Annotated in this window: 16 protein-coding genes; 6 read left to right on the forward strand and 10 right to left on the reverse strand. The window is 72.0% G+C overall.

The window, feature by feature from the left end:
* Positions 1–44: 44 nt before the first annotated feature.
* Entirely contained in the window at positions 45–743 is a 699-nt protein-coding gene (locus miv_RS09565; RefSeq protein ID WP_048428134.1) for a TetR/AcrR family transcriptional regulator, read from the forward strand.
* On the opposite strand, the gene miv_RS09570 is transcribed toward miv_RS09565, so the two are convergent.
* The 5 genes from miv_RS09570 to miv_RS09590 form a co-directional block, all read right to left on the reverse strand.
* Positions 718–2,157 (reverse strand): pilus assembly protein TadG-related protein, encoded by a 1,440-nt coding sequence (locus miv_RS09570; RefSeq protein ID WP_207182410.1) that lies wholly within the window; start codon positions 2,155–2,157, stop codon positions 718–720. The two genes, miv_RS09565 and miv_RS09570, sit on opposite strands and share 26 nt — an antisense overlap.
* Entirely contained in the window at positions 2,151–2,867 is a 717-nt protein-coding gene (locus tag miv_RS09575) for a TadE/TadG family type IV pilus assembly protein (RefSeq protein ID WP_207182412.1), read from the reverse strand. The genes miv_RS09570 and miv_RS09575 overlap by 7 nt, the downstream gene beginning before the upstream one ends.
* On the reverse strand, positions 2,867–3,415 hold the full coding sequence (locus tag miv_RS09580) for a TadE/TadG family type IV pilus assembly protein (protein ID WP_207182414.1): 549 nt from the start codon (positions 3,413–3,415) through the stop codon (positions 2,867–2,869). The genes miv_RS09575 and miv_RS09580 overlap by 1 nt, the downstream gene beginning before the upstream one ends.
* Before the next feature lie 179 nt (positions 3,416–3,594).
* Positions 3,595–4,554, reverse strand: a complete 960-nt coding sequence (locus miv_RS09585; protein WP_207182416.1) for a hypothetical protein — start codon at positions 4,552–4,554, stop codon at positions 3,595–3,597.
* Positions 4,526–6,952, reverse strand: coding sequence for a glycosyltransferase family protein (locus miv_RS09590; RefSeq protein WP_207182417.1), 2,427 nt, complete (start codon positions 6,950–6,952; stop codon positions 4,526–4,528). Before miv_RS09590 ends, miv_RS09585 begins: the two co-directional genes overlap by 29 nt.
* A 178-nt stretch (positions 6,953–7,130) precedes the next feature.
* Between miv_RS09590 and miv_RS09595 the strand changes: the two genes are divergently transcribed.
* From miv_RS09595 to miv_RS09610, 4 genes are all read left to right on the forward strand, one after another.
* Positions 7,131–7,694 carry a nitroreductase family protein gene (locus tag miv_RS09595; RefSeq protein ID WP_207182418.1) on the forward strand — a complete coding sequence of 188 codons (564 nt, stop codon included), beginning with the start codon at positions 7,131–7,133 and terminating at the stop codon, positions 7,692–7,694.
* Between the two features lie 74 nt (positions 7,695–7,768).
* Positions 7,769–8,395 (forward strand): flavin reductase family protein, encoded by a 627-nt coding sequence (locus miv_RS09600; protein ID WP_048431460.1) that lies wholly within the window; start codon positions 7,769–7,771, stop codon positions 8,393–8,395.
* A 231-nt stretch (positions 8,396–8,626) separates the two neighbouring features.
* The gene (locus miv_RS09605; RefSeq protein WP_048461345.1) at positions 8,627–9,652 is read left to right on the forward strand and encodes a transglycosylase SLT domain-containing protein; all 1,026 of its coding nucleotides are present in this window, start codon (positions 8,627–8,629) and stop codon (positions 9,650–9,652) included.
* A gap of 41 nt (positions 9,653–9,693) precedes the next feature.
* Positions 9,694–10,914, forward strand: coding sequence for a DUF2336 domain-containing protein (locus miv_RS09610; RefSeq protein WP_207182419.1), 1,221 nt, complete (start codon positions 9,694–9,696; stop codon positions 10,912–10,914).
* On the opposite strand, the gene miv_RS09615 is transcribed toward miv_RS09610, so the two are convergent.
* The 4 genes from miv_RS09615 to miv_RS09630 all read right to left on the reverse strand — a co-directional run bounded on the left by miv_RS09615 (position 10,887) and on the right by miv_RS09630 (position 13,465).
* The gene (locus miv_RS09615; protein ID WP_158004066.1) at positions 10,887–11,024 is read right to left on the reverse strand and encodes a hypothetical protein; all 138 of its coding nucleotides are present in this window, start codon (positions 11,022–11,024) and stop codon (positions 10,887–10,889) included. The genes miv_RS09610 and miv_RS09615 overlap by 28 nt on opposite strands.
* Positions 11,025–11,161: 137 nt before the next feature.
* A complete protein-coding gene (gene bioB, locus miv_RS09620; protein WP_207182420.1) occupies positions 11,162–12,157 on the reverse strand; it encodes a biotin synthase BioB in 996 nt (331 codons plus the stop codon).
* The gene (locus miv_RS09625; protein WP_207182421.1) at positions 12,154–12,711 is read right to left on the reverse strand and encodes a biotin transporter BioY; all 558 of its coding nucleotides are present in this window, start codon (positions 12,709–12,711) and stop codon (positions 12,154–12,156) included. Before miv_RS09625 ends, bioB begins: the two co-directional genes overlap by 4 nt.
* Before the next feature lie 103 nt (positions 12,712–12,814).
* Positions 12,815–13,465 (reverse strand): GntR family transcriptional regulator, encoded by a 651-nt coding sequence (locus miv_RS09630; RefSeq protein WP_207182422.1) that lies wholly within the window; start codon positions 13,463–13,465, stop codon positions 12,815–12,817.
* A gap of 102 nt (positions 13,466–13,567) precedes the next feature.
* On the opposite strand from miv_RS09630, the gene miv_RS09635 reads away from it, so the two are divergent.
* Complete coding sequence (locus miv_RS09635) at positions 13,568–14,272, forward strand: class I SAM-dependent methyltransferase (protein WP_207182423.1); 705 nt, start codon at positions 13,568–13,570, stop codon at positions 14,270–14,272.
* Positions 14,273–14,649: 377 nt separating this feature from the next.
* On the opposite strand, the gene miv_RS09640 is transcribed toward miv_RS09635, so the two are convergent.
* On the reverse strand, positions 14,650–15,312 hold the full coding sequence (locus miv_RS09640; RefSeq protein WP_048429787.1) for a LuxR C-terminal-related transcriptional regulator: 663 nt from the start codon (positions 15,310–15,312) through the stop codon (positions 14,650–14,652).
* Between the last annotated feature and the right edge of the window lie 144 nt (positions 15,313–15,456).

Below are 15,456 nucleotides of genomic sequence, written 5' to 3' on the forward strand. Positions count from 1 at the left end.
CGTTGTGATAGGCCGACCTCGGCGATCGAGCAAGGAGACGACCCATGAATCCCGCGACGCTCGCCGATGCGAGGGATGCAGGTCGGCGCGGCGGTGGGCGCCCGACCCGCGAGGAGGCGGCGCGCCGCGACGCGCGGCTCGTCGCCGTCGCGACGCAGCTGTTCATGGAGCAGGGCTTCGACGCGACCTCGATCGACGCGGTCGCGCAAGCGGCGGGCGTGAGCAAGCCGACGCTCTACGCCCGCTACCGCGACAAGCGTGCCCTGTTCGCGGCGGTGCTGGAGGAGCGGATCCGGGACTGGCTGGCCCCGCTCTCCGCGGCGGCAGAGGCGCAAGGGGCGCAGGGCGCGTCCCGGCCGGCCGGGGAGGTCCTGGACGAACTGAGCCGGGTCCTGCTCGCCCGGGCCCAGGCGCCGGGAGCGGCCGCGCTCAACCGCTGCATCGTCGCGCAGGCGCTGCACTTCCCCGACCTCGCGCGGCTCGCCTACGAGGAGGGCTGGCTGCGCGGCGTGCGGGCGGTGGCGCGCCTGCTCGCGGTCCTGGCCGAGCAGGGCCAGATCGCCGTCGAGGATCCGGAGATCGCCGCCGACCTCTTCCTCAACCTGGTGCTCGGCAAGGCCTCGCGGCAGGCGCTCTACGGCATCGCCATCGACCCGGAGGCGCAGGAGGCGCGCCGCCGGGCGGCGGTGGCGTTGTTCCTCGCGGGCATGCGGCCCGTCACTGCGTCAGGCGGGCGACCTTGAGCGCCTGGTCGAACATCGCCTTGAGGGCGGCGGTGATGTCGTCGGGAGAATTGGCGGTCCTGAAGTAGTTCGTCCCAGAGGCACAGGCCTGGAGCGGTGCCGCCAGCGTCGGGCTGAAGCCGTTGACCCGGTTGTTCTCCCAGGCGATGCCACCGCCCTTGTCGGTGAACGAGATCTGGTTGTACGGAATGTAGAGGACCGAGATCGTCGCCCCGGCGGCCTTCAGGGCGTCGCAGTTCTTCGCGTCGATCTGCGACGGCTGCGAGCCGTCCCAATTGGCATTGCCCCAGCCCGTGAACTTCGACGGGTTGCCCGGATAGGCGTATTGCGTGCCCGGCTTGACGAAGAAGTGCTGGCCGTTCTGCATGCCGTCGGTGACGAGGAAGACGAACGGCTTGCGGCTCGTGCTCGTCGATCCGTCGCCGTAGCCGTTCTGGCCGACGATCGCCTTCATCTGCGGGAAGGCGACCTCGAAATGCGTGCCGCCCGAGCCGACGCCGGTGGTCGGGTCGCCGGGGCTGTTGAGCTGGGTCGCGCCGGTATCGAGGAGGTTGGTGAAGGCGAGCGGCCAGGAATTGGCGCACTGGGCGGACGTCTTCAGCGCATTCACGTCGCCGGTGATGCCGGCCAGGGTCGCGAGCTGGTTGATGAACGGGTAGATGCCGATCCGGTACTGGTTCGGCACCACCGGAAAGGTGGCCCGCTGCAGGAGCGCGCAGACCGCGTTGTTCACCGCGTCGGAGCGCAGCTGGATCTTGCCCGCCGCCAGGCCCCAGCCCTTGTAGCCGGGGAAATGACAGGCGAACTGGCAGCCCTGCTTGTAGTCGCTGTACATGTCGTCGTTGTCTTTGGCGAGCTGCGTCATGCCGCTCGCCGTCGTGGGCAGGCCCATCGATCCCGACACGTCGACCATCAGGTAGAAATCGAAATAGCTCGGCAGGTCGACCGAGGCGGTCACCGTGTTGCCCACCGTCGTGGTCGGTACCAGGAAGAGTTTCGAGAAGCTGTTCTGGATCGTTGCCGTGTAGGTGATCTTGGCGGTGATGGTCTGGCCAACGATCTGGACATCCGGCGTCTGCAGGTTCGCGCTGCCGAGGGGCACGTTGCCGACGTTGATGTTGAAGCTGTTGACCGCCTGGGTCCGACCCGCCGCCTTGGCGGCGTCGAGCACGCCGCTCTGCGACGAGTTGGCGGCGATGTAGCTCTTGGCGGTCACGATCGCGGCGAGGGCGGCGGCATCGGCCGCCCGGTCGAGCCGCGAGCGGTTCGTCACCGCGACGCCGTAATCGACCCCGAGCCCGATCAGGCCGACCATCGGGATCAGGCTGAGCCCGAACAGCATGTTGATGCCGCCGTGGCGGCAGCGGCGGAACGATGCCGCCGCGGCGGCGAACCGGGATGCGGAGGTCAGCATTTCGAGGCGATTCCGTCGTTGTTGGTGGTGTCGAAATCGACGAGCGTCGCGTAGCGCGGCTGGATGTAGGCCGTGCGGGCGATCCGCAGCGAGGGCAGGTAGTTGGCGCCGAAGGTCGGCGTGAAGGTGAAGGCCACGTCGATCACCACCGCCGCCGCGGGCCCGAACAGGGAGCGCGGCAGGGCGGTGCGGCTCGGGGGGGCGGTGTTCGACGCCGCGATCTGCGGCGTGCCGCAGGGCCGGTAGGCGACCCCGGTCGCGGGCTGGGTCGTGCCCGTGCTGGTCCAGACCACGTCGGCGCGGTAGCAGGCCGACAGGTCGCTCGAATCCGTGCAGGTCGTCGCCGTCTGGGTGAACTTGATGCTGGCGTAGTTGATCGTGATGACCTGCCACCACGCCTGGCCCCGGCGTCGTCCCTCGGCCATCAGGTAGGGAAACAGCACCAGCGAGGAATCGTAGCTGAAATGCAGGTCGCCCGCGTTGACCATCGCGACGGTCGAGCCGCTCGGCGGCTGGGTCTGGGAGATCATCTGGCTGATCGAGCGGACCACCAGCTCGACCTTGCGCACGGCGTTGATGTACGACACGACCTGGATGCCGCCGAGCATGATCACCAGGACGACCGGCATGATCAGCGCCAGCTCGACGGCCGCGAGGCCGTCCTCGGCGGCTCGGAAGCGCCGGATGCGGGACATGGGACCGGGCCGCATCAAAAGCTCTCGACGCGGAAGGCGGCCGTCGAGATGATCAGGTAGGCCGGCTTGCCGTTGTATTTCGTCGAGCCGTCGAGCCAGGCGGTCATGAACGACGGCAGGAAGGTCACCGGGTAGATGACCTGCAGGTACTGGTAGTCGCCCTGGCTGCCGAGGGTGAACTGGCCGCTTCCCGGCGTCAGCGCCGGCAACGTCAGGCCGCTCTGGTCGGACTTGACGTAGGCGTAGTAGCCCGGCGCCGTCGCTTTCGGCACGACGTAGAGGTTCACGATCACGTCGCTGCAGGACATCGCGGCGGGGAGCTTGCCGCACAGGGACTGGGTGAAGTCCGCCAGGGTGGGCGGCGTCGTCTGCGTCTGCGCCTTGCCGACGATCACCTGCCGGGACGCCTGCTCGGTGGCGAAGTCGAGCTTCTGGCCGAAGTACAGGATCTCCGCCACGATCATCGTGAACAGGATCACGGACAGGAACATCATGCCGACCAGGGCGAACTCGACCGCGGTCGACCCCCTCTCGTCACGGATGATGCCAAGCGCGCGTCGCATGGCCGGACCGTAGGGTCAGGCCGTTAAAGGCGGGATAACCGGCCCGTCTAAACACGGGGGTTCCCCCGCCGCATTGCCGGTGCGACGGAGGCGCACCTCGTTCGGCTTAACCGTTAGTGCGCCGAACGGCCTAATTCCTGCGCCGGCGAGGGGACCGTCTTCGCGCCGGCCATCCCGGGTCAGGGGTCCTTGGCGATCGCCTCGATGTCGCGGTCGACGCCGCTCTCGACCTTGAAGTCCTGGGTGTAGACCTTGCCGTCGTGGCGGGCGATGAGCTGGTACTCGCCCTCCGCGAGCGTCACCTGCGGGAAGGCGCCGATCGCCTCGCGGATCGTGTCGCCGCCCGGCGTCAGCACGCTGAAGGCGGTACCCGCGAAGGCCTCGGTGCCCGGGGCGGCGACGAGCTTCAGGGTCACGGTGGCGGCGCGGTGGTTGAGGGTCGCGTCGGTGAGCCGGCCGTTCTCGACCTTCAGGTCGGCGCGCTGGATCGCGTTCGAATCGCCCCAGGTCGAGACGACGTGATAGGTGCCCTCGGGCAGGCGCACGATCTCGCCGGCCTTGACGCCGTCGCGCACGAGCCGCCCCTCCGGGTTGTTGCCGATCGGCACGAAGACCGCGAAGGCGAGCTGGCCCGGCTGGATCTTCGCCTCGCCGACTGCACCCGAGAGGCGCAGCGCGCCGGCATTGACGGTGAGCTGGTCGCTCGCCGCCCCCGGATTCAGGGTCACGCGCTTCGAGGTGCTGACGAAACCGTAGGTGACGTTGGCGAGGTAGCTGCCGGGCGGCAGCCGGAAGGTCGGCTGCGCCTCCTCGGAGCGGGCGAGCACCACGGGCTTGCCGCCCTCCGGCCGGTCCTCGTAGATGCGCCAGGTCAGGCCGCCGCGCAGGGGCTTGGCCTCGCTGGTCAGCACCGCCCGCAAGGACAGGCTGGCCTCGGCGGGCGCCGGGGCCGGGGGCGGCCCCTGCGTCACGCCCTGGGGCGCGACCCCCTGGGGAGCCACGCCGGCCGGCAGCGCGGGCGCCTGCCCGGGTGCCGCGGTGGGCGCCGGGGGGACGGCAGGGCTTTGGGCCGCGGCGGCACCGCCCCAGAGGACGGCCAGCGCCAGGGCCTCACCGAACCGCCGTCTCGCCCGTCTCATCGTCGTTCCTCGTCAGGAGCTCGCTCGCCGCCGCCATCAGGTTGCCGACCGAGAGCGGGCGGAACTTGAACTCGACCACGTGCTTGCCCGCCGGCACCTCCACCCCGCGGAAGAGCAGGTTGGTGCGCAGGATCGGGCGGCGGGCACCGTCGACCCGGGCCTGCCAGCCCGGATAGAAGATGTCGTGCAGCACCAGCACGCTGTCGCGGTCGGTCTCGACCTCCACGGTGACGACATTGCGGCGATAGGCCAGGATCGTCGCCGTGCCCTTGGCCGCGACGACCGGCGCCGCCGGGTCCTTGAGGCCGAACTCGCCCGTGATCTTCGGCACGCTGTCGCGGTCGACGAGGGCGGTCTCGCTGCCCTCGAACTCGGGCAGCTCGTCCTGGTCGAGGACGCTCTCGGAATCGACCGGGACGAGGCGGGTCGCCAGATAGGCCCGGGGCTTGGCCGGATCGAGGCGGTAGATCCACATCTGGCCCGAGCCGTAGAGGAGCTTGGCGCCGGTCAGCTGCGGGAAGTGCTTCGGCAGGCGGTCGGCCGGCCGGTCGAGGACGAGGTATTCGAGGCCGAGCAGGCTCGCGAGCCGCGAGCGGTAGCCGCGAAAGAGGCCGGGGAACTGGCGCAGGTTCGGGTCGGCGGCGTTCTCGCCCGGGCCGACGGCGCGCTCGTAATCGGCGAGGCGCAGCGGGTTGTAGCCGATCGTGTCCTCGAGCCCGAGCACCATCGAGGCGTTCTGCCAGGCGCCGCCGAGGCCCAGGATCTCGACCCGCGGATGCTCGCCCTTGGCGTGGCGCGCGTCGAGCTCGGCCTTGAGAAGCGTCAGCCCCTGGAGCTGCTCGGGCGGCAATTGCTGGAACACCGCGTAGCGCCCCGCCGGCTCGGCGTTGAGCGAGTTGCCGGCGTTGCGCCAGACGAGCTCGGCGCCGAGCAGCGCGACGAGGCCGGCGGCGGCGAGCGCCCGGCGGCGCGGGCCCGCCCACAGCATCGCCGCCACGGCGGCCAGCGCGATCCCGGTGCCGATCAGGCCGTCGCGCAGCGCGTCGGGCAGGTGGTGGGCCTTCGCCGCATAGGCGTAGGACACGAACAGGATGCCGCCGAGGCCCGCGACCGCCAGGGCAGGCAGGGCGACGCGGAGGGCGGGGAGGGTGGAGCGCAGCCGGGGCGCGCCCTCCATGACGTAGCGGTGGACGAGGTATCCGGCGGTGAGCGCGAGTCCGATATTGATGACGAAGGTCGCATCCGCGGGCCGGCGGTAGAGATCGACGCCGGGGAAGTGGTCGAAGATCGGCGCGAAGACCGGGGTGTAGCGCCCGAGCGCGTACAGGATCGCGGCCGCGAGCACGATGACCGGATAGCGGACCTCGCGGGCGGCGAGGCGACCGCCGGCGATGCCGTGCCAGAGGATCAGCACCGCCGGCAGGGTGCCGGCGAAGAGGTAGTTCACCGCCCGGTCGGTCCAGGTGTTGCCGTCCATCGACTGCCAGTCGGGACCCCAGTAATCGTAGGTCCAGCGCAGCGAGCCGAACACGTCGGCGAAGAGGGCGGTGGCGAAGCTCGAGGGCGGCAGCGAGCCCATGATGGCCGCGCCGTAGCCGAAGGACGGCCGGGTCGAGGTCATCAGGAACTGCATGGTGAGGAGCGAGGGCACGGCGAGCAGCGCGCCCCCGACCACGCCCATCGCGGCGAGCACACCGATCCGGGCGCGCAGGTAGGACAGCGGCGCCGGCGCGGTCAGGATCGCGTGGACGGCGACGCCGATCAGGCTCAGGCCGCACAGGAACGCCACCTGGTCGCGCCCCACCGTCATCACGGCGGCCACCACCGCGAAGGCGAGCCCGAAGGCGTAGGAGCGGTGCGCCAGCGCCTCCTCCAGCAGCCACCAGGCCAGCGGCACGAAGCCGTACGAGATGATCATGCCGGTATGCTGCAGCCGGGCCGAGGCCGAGCCGCCGAGCACGAACACCATCGCGGCCGCCACGGCGCCGACCGGGTGCCAGCCGCGGCGGCGAAACAGCAGCAGCGTTGCGACCGCGCCGGGGATCAGGTGGGCGAACACCACCGCGTCGAACAGCTCCATCGACGGGGACGGGTCGAGCCACGCGAAGAACAGCATGGTCGGGGTGAAGAGGAGCGATTGCGGATCCGCCACCGAGGGGTGGCCGGCGAAGTGGTAGGGGTTCCACAGCGGCAGTTCGCCGTTCGCCAGCGCCGCGCCGAGGTAGCGCAGCATCGGGTAGAAGTGGTTCTTGGAATCCCACGGCACCACCGCGCCGGTGAGCGGCCAGACCGCGGCCGCCGCGGCCCAGAACAGCATGACGGCGGCGAGCGCCAGCCAGAAGTCCCGGGCGGTCCAGGCGTGGCGCGGATGGGGGGAAGGGAGGGCGGAGCGCGTCATGGGGGCGATCGGCATGGGGGCAGTCGGCATCCTGGGCACCGGAGGGGCCCGGGGCGTCTCGGGACGGCCCGGCCGTGCGGCCGGGGCGGAATGGTGCTTAAAGGGAGCATCGGGGCGCCAGGATGGCAGCCTGTCCTCCACCGTCCCGCACGATGTAGCTCAAGCCACTGAAGCCGAGATGAACGCGACCCTCGACCTTCTCCACACCCGCCGCTCGGTCCCGCCGATCCAGCTCGCCGGCCCCGGCCCGTCCCCCGAGGAGCTGGACGCCATCCTGGCGGCGGCCGCCCGGGTGCCGGACCACGGCAAGCTCGCGCCCTGGCGCTTCGTCCTGATCGAGGGCGAGGGCCGGGAGCGCATCGGACGGGTGATCGCCGACACCTACCGGGCCGACCACCCCGAGGCCGACGAGGCCCGGCTCGCCCTCGAGGCCAAGCGCCTCGCCCACGCGCCCCTCGTGATCGCGGTCGTGTCGCGGGCCGGCCCCCACGCCAAGATTCCCGACTGGGAGCAGGTGCTCTCGGCCGGCGCCGTGGCGATGAACCTGATCGTGGCGGCGAACGCCCTCGGCTTCCGCACGGCGTGGCTCACCGAGTGGATGGCCTACGACCGCCGCATCCTCGACGCGCTCGGCCTCGCCCCGACCGAGCGCCTGGCGGGCTTCGTCCATGTCGGCCGGGCCGAGCAGGTGCCGCCCGACCGGCCGCGTCCGGCGCTCGCCGAGATCGTCGCCCGGTACTGACGCCGGGCCCCGGGATGCTCTAACTGGCGGCGGCGGGCCCGCGAGCGACGGGCCGCCGCCGAGAGAGGCCGCCGATGCATTACGACGCCGAGACCCGCACCCTGCCGCACAACCCGTTCAAGGCGCTCGTCGCGCCCCGCCCGATCGGCTGGGTCAGCGCGATCGGCGCCTCCGGGGCGCTGAACCTCTCGCCCTACTCGTTCTTCAACGGCATCGGCGACAACCCCGAGATGGTGATGTTCTCGTCCTTCGGCCGCAAGGACGCGCTCACCTTCGCGGAGGAGGGCGGCGAGTTCGTGTGCAGCCTCGCCACCTTCGACACCCGCGAGGGGATGAACCAGTCCTCGGCGCCGCTGCCGCGGGGCGAGAGCGAGTTCGATTTCGCCCATCTCGCCACCGCTCCCTCGCGCAAGGTGCGTCCGCCGCGGGTCGCGGACGCCCCGGCCGCCCTCGAATGCAAATGGCTCCAGACCATCCCGCTCGTGCCGGCGGGCGGGGGCGAGGCGGCCTATTTCATGGTGATCGGCCAGGTGGTGTCGATGTACATCGACGACCGCTTCGTCACGCCGGAGGGCCGGGTCGATACCGGGGCGATGCGGCCGATCATGCGCGGCGGCTACTTCGACTATTTCACGGTCGAATCCGAGAACCGCTTCGAGATGCGCCGCCCGGCCGGCGGGGGCGACGTGCCGCGGCGGTGAGGCTGGGGCCCCGTGCCGCTTGGCGCGGGGCCGCCGCCGACCGTGTCCCCTGGCGGCCGGAACGTCGAAGTCCCGTACCGCTTTCGACCGATGGGACGCCAGCTTCGGGAACGGTTTATGCGGGACTGACGCCGATGCGCCCGCTTCAACCTTTCTTTACCATAACCCCAGCATCCTGCGGCCCATGAGAGAGCCGGCCCGCGCGTCGCGGTGCCGCTCCAGCGGGCCGCCATGTTCCTGTTCAGCAGCACGCCTTCGCAGGGATCGACCGGCCCGGGAGCCTCGGGCGCCGGCCGCACGGGGGCGGGCAACCCGGTGATCGACGCGATCCGCCAGGGCGCCGAGAAGACCGGGGCCGCCTTCGACTACCTCCTCTCGACCGCGCAGCGCGAATCGAGCCTCAACCCGAGCGCCAAGGCCGGCTCGTCCTCGGCCACCGGCCTGTTCCAGTTCATCGAGCAGACTTGGCTCGGGGTGATGAAGCAGGACGGTCCGTCCCTCGGGCTCGGCTCCTACGCCGACGCCATCACGGCCCGGGGCTCGGGCGGCTACACGGTGAGCGACCCGGCCGCCCGGCAGGCGATCCTCGACCTGCGCCGGGACCCGGAGGTCGCTTCCGCGATGGCCGGCGCGCTCACCCGCCGCAACGCCGAGGCGCTCTCGGCGGCGCTCGGGCGCGAGCCCAACAAGGCCGACCTCTACGCCGCCCACCTCCTCGGGGTGCGCGGGGCGCTGACCCTGATCCGCAACGCCGAAACCGCTCCGGGGCGCTCGGCCGCCGCCGACCTGCCAGAGGCGGCGTCGGGCAACCGCGGCCTGTTCTACGACCGCGCCGGCCGGGCCCGCAGCGCCTCCGAACTCTACGCCGTGCTCGGTACCAGCCCCGGCAGCCCGACCCCGGCCGCCACGCGGGTCGCCCAGGCCGACGCGCCGACCGCCTACACGGCCGAAGCCGGCAGCGGCATCGGCACCCTCTTCCAGACCGATGCCCGCCGCGGCCCGGTCTCCGACAGCGTCGCCCGGCTGTGGGGCAACCGGGGCGGCGGGGGCGGGGGCAGCCCCGCGCCAAGCTACTTCCCGCGCTCCTCCGAACGGCCGCTGGTCGCCGCGGCCTCCGTCTCCGTCACCCTGCCGGCCTCCGCGCCCGCGGTGCCTGACGCTCCCGCCGACGGCGTGCCGCTGCCGCCGCCGCGACCGCCGGAATATGGCGGGCGCGGCCGGTCCGCCGCCCTCGCGCCGACATCGATCGAATCCTGACCTTCCGTCCCAGTCCTGACCGTCACCATGGGGCCGCGCCGATGATCATCCGCCAGTTCCTGCTCTGGACGCAGCACGAATCCGCCGGCCGGCGGGCCGAGGCGGCCTCGTCGCTCGCCCGCGCCTACCTCTACGCCAATCTCGACGCCGCCGCCCGCTGGGAGGCCAAGACCGCCATCACGGCGCTGCTCGACGATCCCTCGCCCCTGGTGCGCCGGGCGCTCGCCGAGGCCTGCGCCAATGCCGCCGAGGCGCCCCGCACCCTGGTGGTGGCTCTGGCCCAGGACCAGGCCGAGATCGCGGGCCTCGTGCTCGCCCGCTCGCCGGTCCTGTCGGATGCCGATCTCGTCGACTGCGCCGCCGTCGGCGACGAATCCGGCCGGATCGCCATCGCCAACCGGCCCACCGTTTCGCCCATGCTGTGCGGGGCGCTCTCCGAGATCGCCGGCGCGACGGCGTTGCGGGCGCTCGCCGACAATCCCGGCGCGCAGATCACCCGCAACAGCCTGATGCGGATCGTCGACCGCCACGGCGACGACGCCGCGTTGCGCGAGGCCCTGCTCGCCCGGGCCGACCTGCCGGTCGACGTGCGTCAGGCGGTGACCGCGCGCCTCGCCAGCACGCTCTCGGCCTTCGTCACCGGCTGCGGCTGGCTCTCGGCCGAGCGCAGCGAGCGGGTCACCCGGGAGGCGCGGGAACGCACGACGCTCGGCCTCGCCGAGGGCTCGGACCGCACCGACCTCGCCCGTCTCGTCGCCTATCTGCGCCAGGCCGGCCAACTCACCCCGGGCCTGATCCTGCGGGCGATGCTCTCGGGCCGGATGGCCTTCACCGAGGCGGCGCTGACCGACCTCTCGGGCTTGGCGGCCGCGCGGGTCGCCGGGCTGCTGCACGATCCCCGCGGCAGCGGCATGGCGGCGCTCTATCGCCGGGCCGGCCTGCCGCCCGCCCTCGAACCCGCCTTCGCGGCGGCGATGTCGGCCTGGCACGAGGAGGCGACGGGCCTGAGCGAGAGCGGCACCGCCGGCCTGTCGCGCCGGATGATCGAGCGCGCCGTGACGGCCTGCGAGCGCCTGCCCTTCGCGGAGGCGCACGCCATCGTCGCCCTGCTCAACCGCTTCGATGCCGAGGCGGCGCGGGAGGAGGCCCGCGGCCTCGCCCGTGCGCTCGCGAGCGAGGCCGCGGTCGATGCGGTGCTGGAGACGATTCCCGCTGCCCTGATGGAGAGCTACCGTCAGGACCGCCCGCGGCTCGCCGCCTGAGCGACCGCCCTGCGGTCGGCACAGAGCACCGCGGCGGCGAGGTAGCCGGCGAGAGACATCGTCACGGTGTCGGGATGAATCGGCGGGATGAAATGGGCGGTGACGCTCATCGAAGCCTCGCGAATCAAGATCGGATCAAGATTACGATGCGCCGCGCCCGGGCCGCAAGCCGGGCGCGGCAAACATCGTCGTGTCGAGAGCGGGATGACGACGGCGGCGCCGATCGTGGGACGCCGCCGGGACTTCGTCAGGCCGGCATCGCCTCGGCCCCGGTCCGGGGTGCCAGGGCGGCGAACAGGAGCGCGTCCTCGTCCGGCTCGGCGTTCGGGGTCGTCAGCAGGGTGTCGCCGGCAAAGATCGAGTTCGCGCCGGCGAGGAAGCACAGGATCTGCGCCTCGCGCCCGAGCTGCGCACGGCCCGCCGACAGCCGGACGATCGAGGCCGGCAGGACGAGGCGCGCCGTCGCCACCATGCGCACGAGGTCGAGGGGATCGATGCGCGGGCGCCGGGCGAGCGGCGTCCCCTCCACCGGCACCAGGGCGTTGATCGGTACGCTCTCGGGATGGGGCGTCATCCCGGCGAGCACCCGCAGCAGGCCGGCCCGGTCCGTGACCGCCTCGCCCATGCCGACAATACCGCCGCAGCACAGGCCGATTCCCGCCTCCCGCACCGTCGCCAGGGTGTCGAGCCGGTCCTGGTAGGTGCGGGTGGTGATGATCCGGTCGTAGAAGTCGGGGCCGGTATCGAGGTTGTGGTTGTAGGCGGTGAGCCCGGCCTCGGCGAGCCGCGCCGCCTGGTGGGCCTTCAGCATGCCGAGGGTGACGCAGGCCTCCAGGCCGAGCGCCCGGACGCCCTCGACCATCGCGACCACGGCGTCGAATTCCGCGCCGTCGCGCACCTGGCGCCAGGCCGCCCCCATGCAGAAGCGGTCGGCCCCCGCCGCCTTGGCCCGGGCCGCCTGGGCCAGGACGACGGCGGGGTCCATCAGCCGGTCGCGGGTCAGGTCGACCTCGCGGTGATGGGCCGATTGCGGGCAATAGGCGCAGTCCTCCGGGCAGCCGCCGGTCTTCACCGACAGGAGGCTCGCCCGCTGGATCCGGTTCGGGTCGTGGTGGCGGCGGTGGACGGCGTTGGCGCGGCCGATGAGCTCCAGGAGCGGCAGGTCGTGGAGCGCCACGATCTCGTCGGTGCGCCAGTCGTGCCGGATCGCCCCGTCCTCCGGAGTGCCGGTGGTCGCACTCATCGGGCGAGGGCCCGGCGCAGGCCCGGCAGGACCGAGACCCCGGCGGCGACGAGGCTGACCTTGACGAGGTCGCCGAGGAGGAAGGGCAGGAGGCCGAGGGCGACGACCCGGTCGGCCGGCACGAACAGCGCCAGCCAGGCGAGGCCGAGGGCGTAGATCACCGCGAGGCCGGCCAGCATGGCGGCGATCCGCCCGAAGAGGCCGCGCCCGGTGCTCAGCGCCCCGGTCAGTCCGGCCGCGACGAGATAACCCGCGAGGTAGCCGCCGGTCGGCCCGGCCATGTAGGCGAGCCCGATCCCGCGCTCGGGCGTGCCGGAGAAGACCGGCAGGCCGATGGAACCCGCCGCGAGGTAGCCGAGCATCGTCGCGACGGCGAGGCGCGGCCCCAGCCCCACGGCCAGCGCCATGATGGCGAGGGTGTGCAGCGTCATCGGCACCGGCCAGAACGGGATCTGAACCTTGGCGGCGAGCGTGACGAGCAGCACGCCGGCGACGACGACGGCAAGGGTGCGGGCGACGCGCAGGGGCGCGACGCCGACGGCGAGGGCACTCATCGGGATCTCCATTTCATAGATAATTTTCGTGTCGAGACGACGCGAGAGATCCACAGCCGCGATTCAAACGCAATATCGACTTCGGATAATAGATAATTACCGATCAGCCGCCGTGGCGGTTCGCTGCCGGGGCGGGCCGGTTCCCGACCCATTGGACGTGCCGGCCCAGCACGGCCGCCGCCGTGTCGATATCGCCGGCCCGCAGGGCGACCAGGATCACCCGATGGTCGCGGTCGGTCGGCGCCTCCCATTCGGCGCGCCAGCCGGCGAACAGGAAACGGGCGCTGGCGGCCTGGAGGTCGTCGATCGTCTTCAGCAGGCGCGGCATGCCGCAGGGCGCGAGGAGGAGGCGGTGGAAGGCGCGGTTGGCCTCTTCCCAGGCCTGGACGTCGCCCCCGGCCCGGTCACCGGCCCGGGTCGCGGCCTCGGCCCGGTCGAGGATCGCCGGGGTGAGGTGCGGGGCGGCGTGGCGCAGGGCCAGCACTTCGAGGGCGGCGCGCATCTCGGCCACCTCGCGCACCTCGTCGGGGCTGAAGCCGGCGACGCGCACGCCGCGGCGCGGCTCGCTCGCCACCAGCCCTTGCGCCTCGAGGCGCCGGAACGCCTCCCTGACCGGGACGTGGCTGGCGCCGAATTCCTCTGCGATCGCGTCCTGCCGCAGGCGCGACCCCGCCGCCAGGCCTCCGGAGATGATGCGCTCGGCCAGGGCCCGGCTGATCCGCACGGCGATCGGTTCGTCTTTGGCTGTCGTCATGGAATTATCGATAATCAAGCATGGACCCCACGTCACCCGGGCCATGGCCCGCGAGGCCGGGGCATGCGAACCTCTGCCGTCGGGGAATCAGCGAGGCAGACGATGAGCGATGGCTGGAACGAGTCCGCCGCCGCCTGGATCGCCGATATGGGCGAGACGGGTGATTTCGGCCGCGCCTGCGTGCTCGATGCCCCGATGCTCGACCGCCTCCGGGGACGGGGCTTTCGCCGGGCGCTCGATGTCGGCTGCGGCGAGGGCCGCTTCTGCCGCCGGATGCAGGAACTCGGGATCGCCAGCGTCGGGATCGACCCGACCGACGCCCTGCTGCGCCGGGCCCGCGACCGCAATCCCGCCGGCACCTACCTCCCGGGCCGCGCCGAGGCCTTGCCCTTCGCCGACGGGGCCTTCGATCTCGTGGTGAGCTACCTGACGCTGATCGACATCCCTGACATCCGCGCGGCGATCCCCGAGATGGCCCGTGTGCTCGCCCCCGGCGGGACCCTCCTGATCGCCAACCTGAACAGCTTTGCCACCGCCGGCCGCTGGACCGAGGATCCCGACGGCGACCGGCACTTCCGGATCGACCGCTACCTGGAGGAGCGGGCGGAATGGGCGGAGTGGCACGGCATCCGCGTCCACAACTGGCACCGGCCGCTCTCGCTCTCCATGGGTCTCCTGTTGGGGGAGGGACTGGTCCTGCGGCACTTCGACGAGCCGATGCCGCAAGGCGGCGATCCGGCGAAGGTCGCCCGCTACATGCGCGTGCCGTGGTTCCTGATGATGGAGTGGGAGAAGCCGGCACGCTGATCTCGGTCGCTCCGCCTCGTCGAGCGTCACCGTCCGGCAGGCGCGGCACCACATTCATCCTGCTTACCCGCGGATGGGTCCATATTCTAAAGATCGAACGTCAAATATAGCACTCGACGGTGCGCCCTATTGTCGGCAATCCGATGTGCGCAACGCTCGGCCGTCGCTCGTGTCTTGCCTTGATGCGAGTCGACGAGCTTGCCGGGCGACGAACGGACAAGTTTGGCGGCCGATTGCTCACCTCTGATCCCCTGCCCGGGCCGGCGGGCGCGTCGATCGCATGTCGCCTCCCGACTTCCACGCATCCGACCGGGGCCACCAGGCCGGCCTTAGAGCGACGGCGATCCCGAACGGATCGCCGGATCCCGGGCCGCGTCTCAATGAGAGGCGGCCCGGTGCGCCTCGTGGGCGATGCGCCGCAGGGGGCGTGCCTCGCTGTCGAGGACCGGTGCCAGGCCGATCTGGCGGGCGAGTTGCACCAGGTCCTTCAACCGGCCGGTCTTGGTCTTGCGCCGCAGGTTGAGCCGATGGGTCTCGACGGTGCGGACGCTGACCGTGAGGCGGCGGGCCACCTCCTTGTTGCTGAAGCCGGCGCTGAGGAAGCGCAGCACCTCGGCCTCCCGGGGGGTGAGACCCAGGCTCTCGGCGTCCATCGCCTCCGAGGCCGGGACCTCCGGCTCGCCCGCGTGCAGCGGCAGGCCGCGGGCGAGCGCCAGGATCGCCGCGCAGATCTCGCGCGCGGGGGCGCAGCGGGCCACGAAGGCATCGGCCCCCGAGGCCGCGAACCGGCCGATCTCCGCCGCGTCGGCGGCCTGGAACGCCACCAGGATCCGGGCCTGCGGGGCCCGCTCGCGTAGCGCCGCCACCGCCGCCGGGCCGACCTCCGGCGCGAAGGCCAGGACGATGCAGGGCGCATCCGCCTCCGCCAGCTCCTCCTCGCCGATGGTCCGCAGGGCCGGGTCGTGCTCCAGCGTCGCCCGGAAGGCGGCGCCGAGATCCGACGGCTCGTTGATCATCAGAACCTTGACGGCGTCACTCATGCCGCTTGCCTCCGTTCCAGCGCGATACAGGCGCGGTGTCCATGCCGGAGACTGTTCAAGCGGCGTTCCACCCGGGCCGGGACGGGCCGCGTTCGGGCGGGCGAGCGGCGTCGGGACGCTGGCGCCGAGGGGAAGAGTGCCTAG

The organism is Methylobacterium indicum (assembly GCF_017347565.1).
Taxonomy (GTDB): domain Bacteria; phylum Pseudomonadota; class Alphaproteobacteria; order Rhizobiales; family Beijerinckiaceae; genus Methylobacterium; species Methylobacterium indicum.

Excerpts from the sequence above, each read along its gene's own strand:
- miv_RS09580 (WP_207182414.1), bottom strand. The coding sequence starts at position 3,415 with ATGCGACGCGCGCTTGGCATCATCCGTGACGAGAGGGGGTCGACCGCG.
- miv_RS09635 (WP_207182423.1), top strand. The coding sequence starts at position 13,568 with ATGAGCGATGGCTGGAACGAGTCCGCCGCCGCCTGGATCGCCGATATG.
- miv_RS09625 (WP_207182421.1), bottom strand. The coding sequence starts at position 12,711 with ATGAGTGCCCTCGCCGTCGGCGTCGCGCCCCTGCGCGTCGCCCGCACC.
- miv_RS09630 (WP_207182422.1), bottom strand. The coding sequence starts at position 13,465 with ATGACGACAGCCAAAGACGAACCGATCGCCGTGCGGATCAGCCGGGCC.
- miv_RS09575 (WP_207182412.1), bottom strand. The coding sequence starts at position 2,867 with ATGCGGCCCGGTCCCATGTCCCGCATCCGGCGCTTCCGAGCCGCCGAG.
- miv_RS09590 (WP_207182417.1), bottom strand. The coding sequence starts at position 6,952 with ATGACGCGCTCCGCCCTCCCTTCCCCCCATCCGCGCCACGCCTGGACC.
- miv_RS09595 (WP_207182418.1), top strand. The coding sequence starts at position 7,131 with ATGAACGCGACCCTCGACCTTCTCCACACCCGCCGCTCGGTCCCGCCG.
- miv_RS09605 (WP_048461345.1), top strand. The coding sequence starts at position 8,627 with ATGTTCCTGTTCAGCAGCACGCCTTCGCAGGGATCGACCGGCCCGGGA.
- bioB (WP_207182420.1), bottom strand. The coding sequence starts at position 12,157 with ATGAGTGCGACCACCGGCACTCCGGAGGACGGGGCGATCCGGCACGAC.
- miv_RS09640 (WP_048429787.1), bottom strand. The coding sequence starts at position 15,312 with ATGAGTGACGCCGTCAAGGTTCTGATGATCAACGAGCCGTCGGATCTC.
- miv_RS09565 (WP_048428134.1), top strand. The coding sequence starts at position 45 with ATGAATCCCGCGACGCTCGCCGATGCGAGGGATGCAGGTCGGCGCGGC.
- miv_RS09600 (WP_048431460.1), top strand. The coding sequence starts at position 7,769 with ATGCATTACGACGCCGAGACCCGCACCCTGCCGCACAACCCGTTCAAG.
- miv_RS09570 (WP_207182410.1), bottom strand. The coding sequence starts at position 2,157 with ATGCTGACCTCCGCATCCCGGTTCGCCGCCGCGGCGGCATCGTTCCGC.
- miv_RS09585 (WP_207182416.1), bottom strand. The coding sequence starts at position 4,554 with ATGAGACGGGCGAGACGGCGGTTCGGTGAGGCCCTGGCGCTGGCCGTC.
- miv_RS09610 (WP_207182419.1), top strand. The coding sequence starts at position 9,694 with ATGATCATCCGCCAGTTCCTGCTCTGGACGCAGCACGAATCCGCCGGC.
- miv_RS09615 (WP_158004066.1), bottom strand. The coding sequence starts at position 11,024 with ATGAGCGTCACCGCCCATTTCATCCCGCCGATTCATCCCGACACCGTG.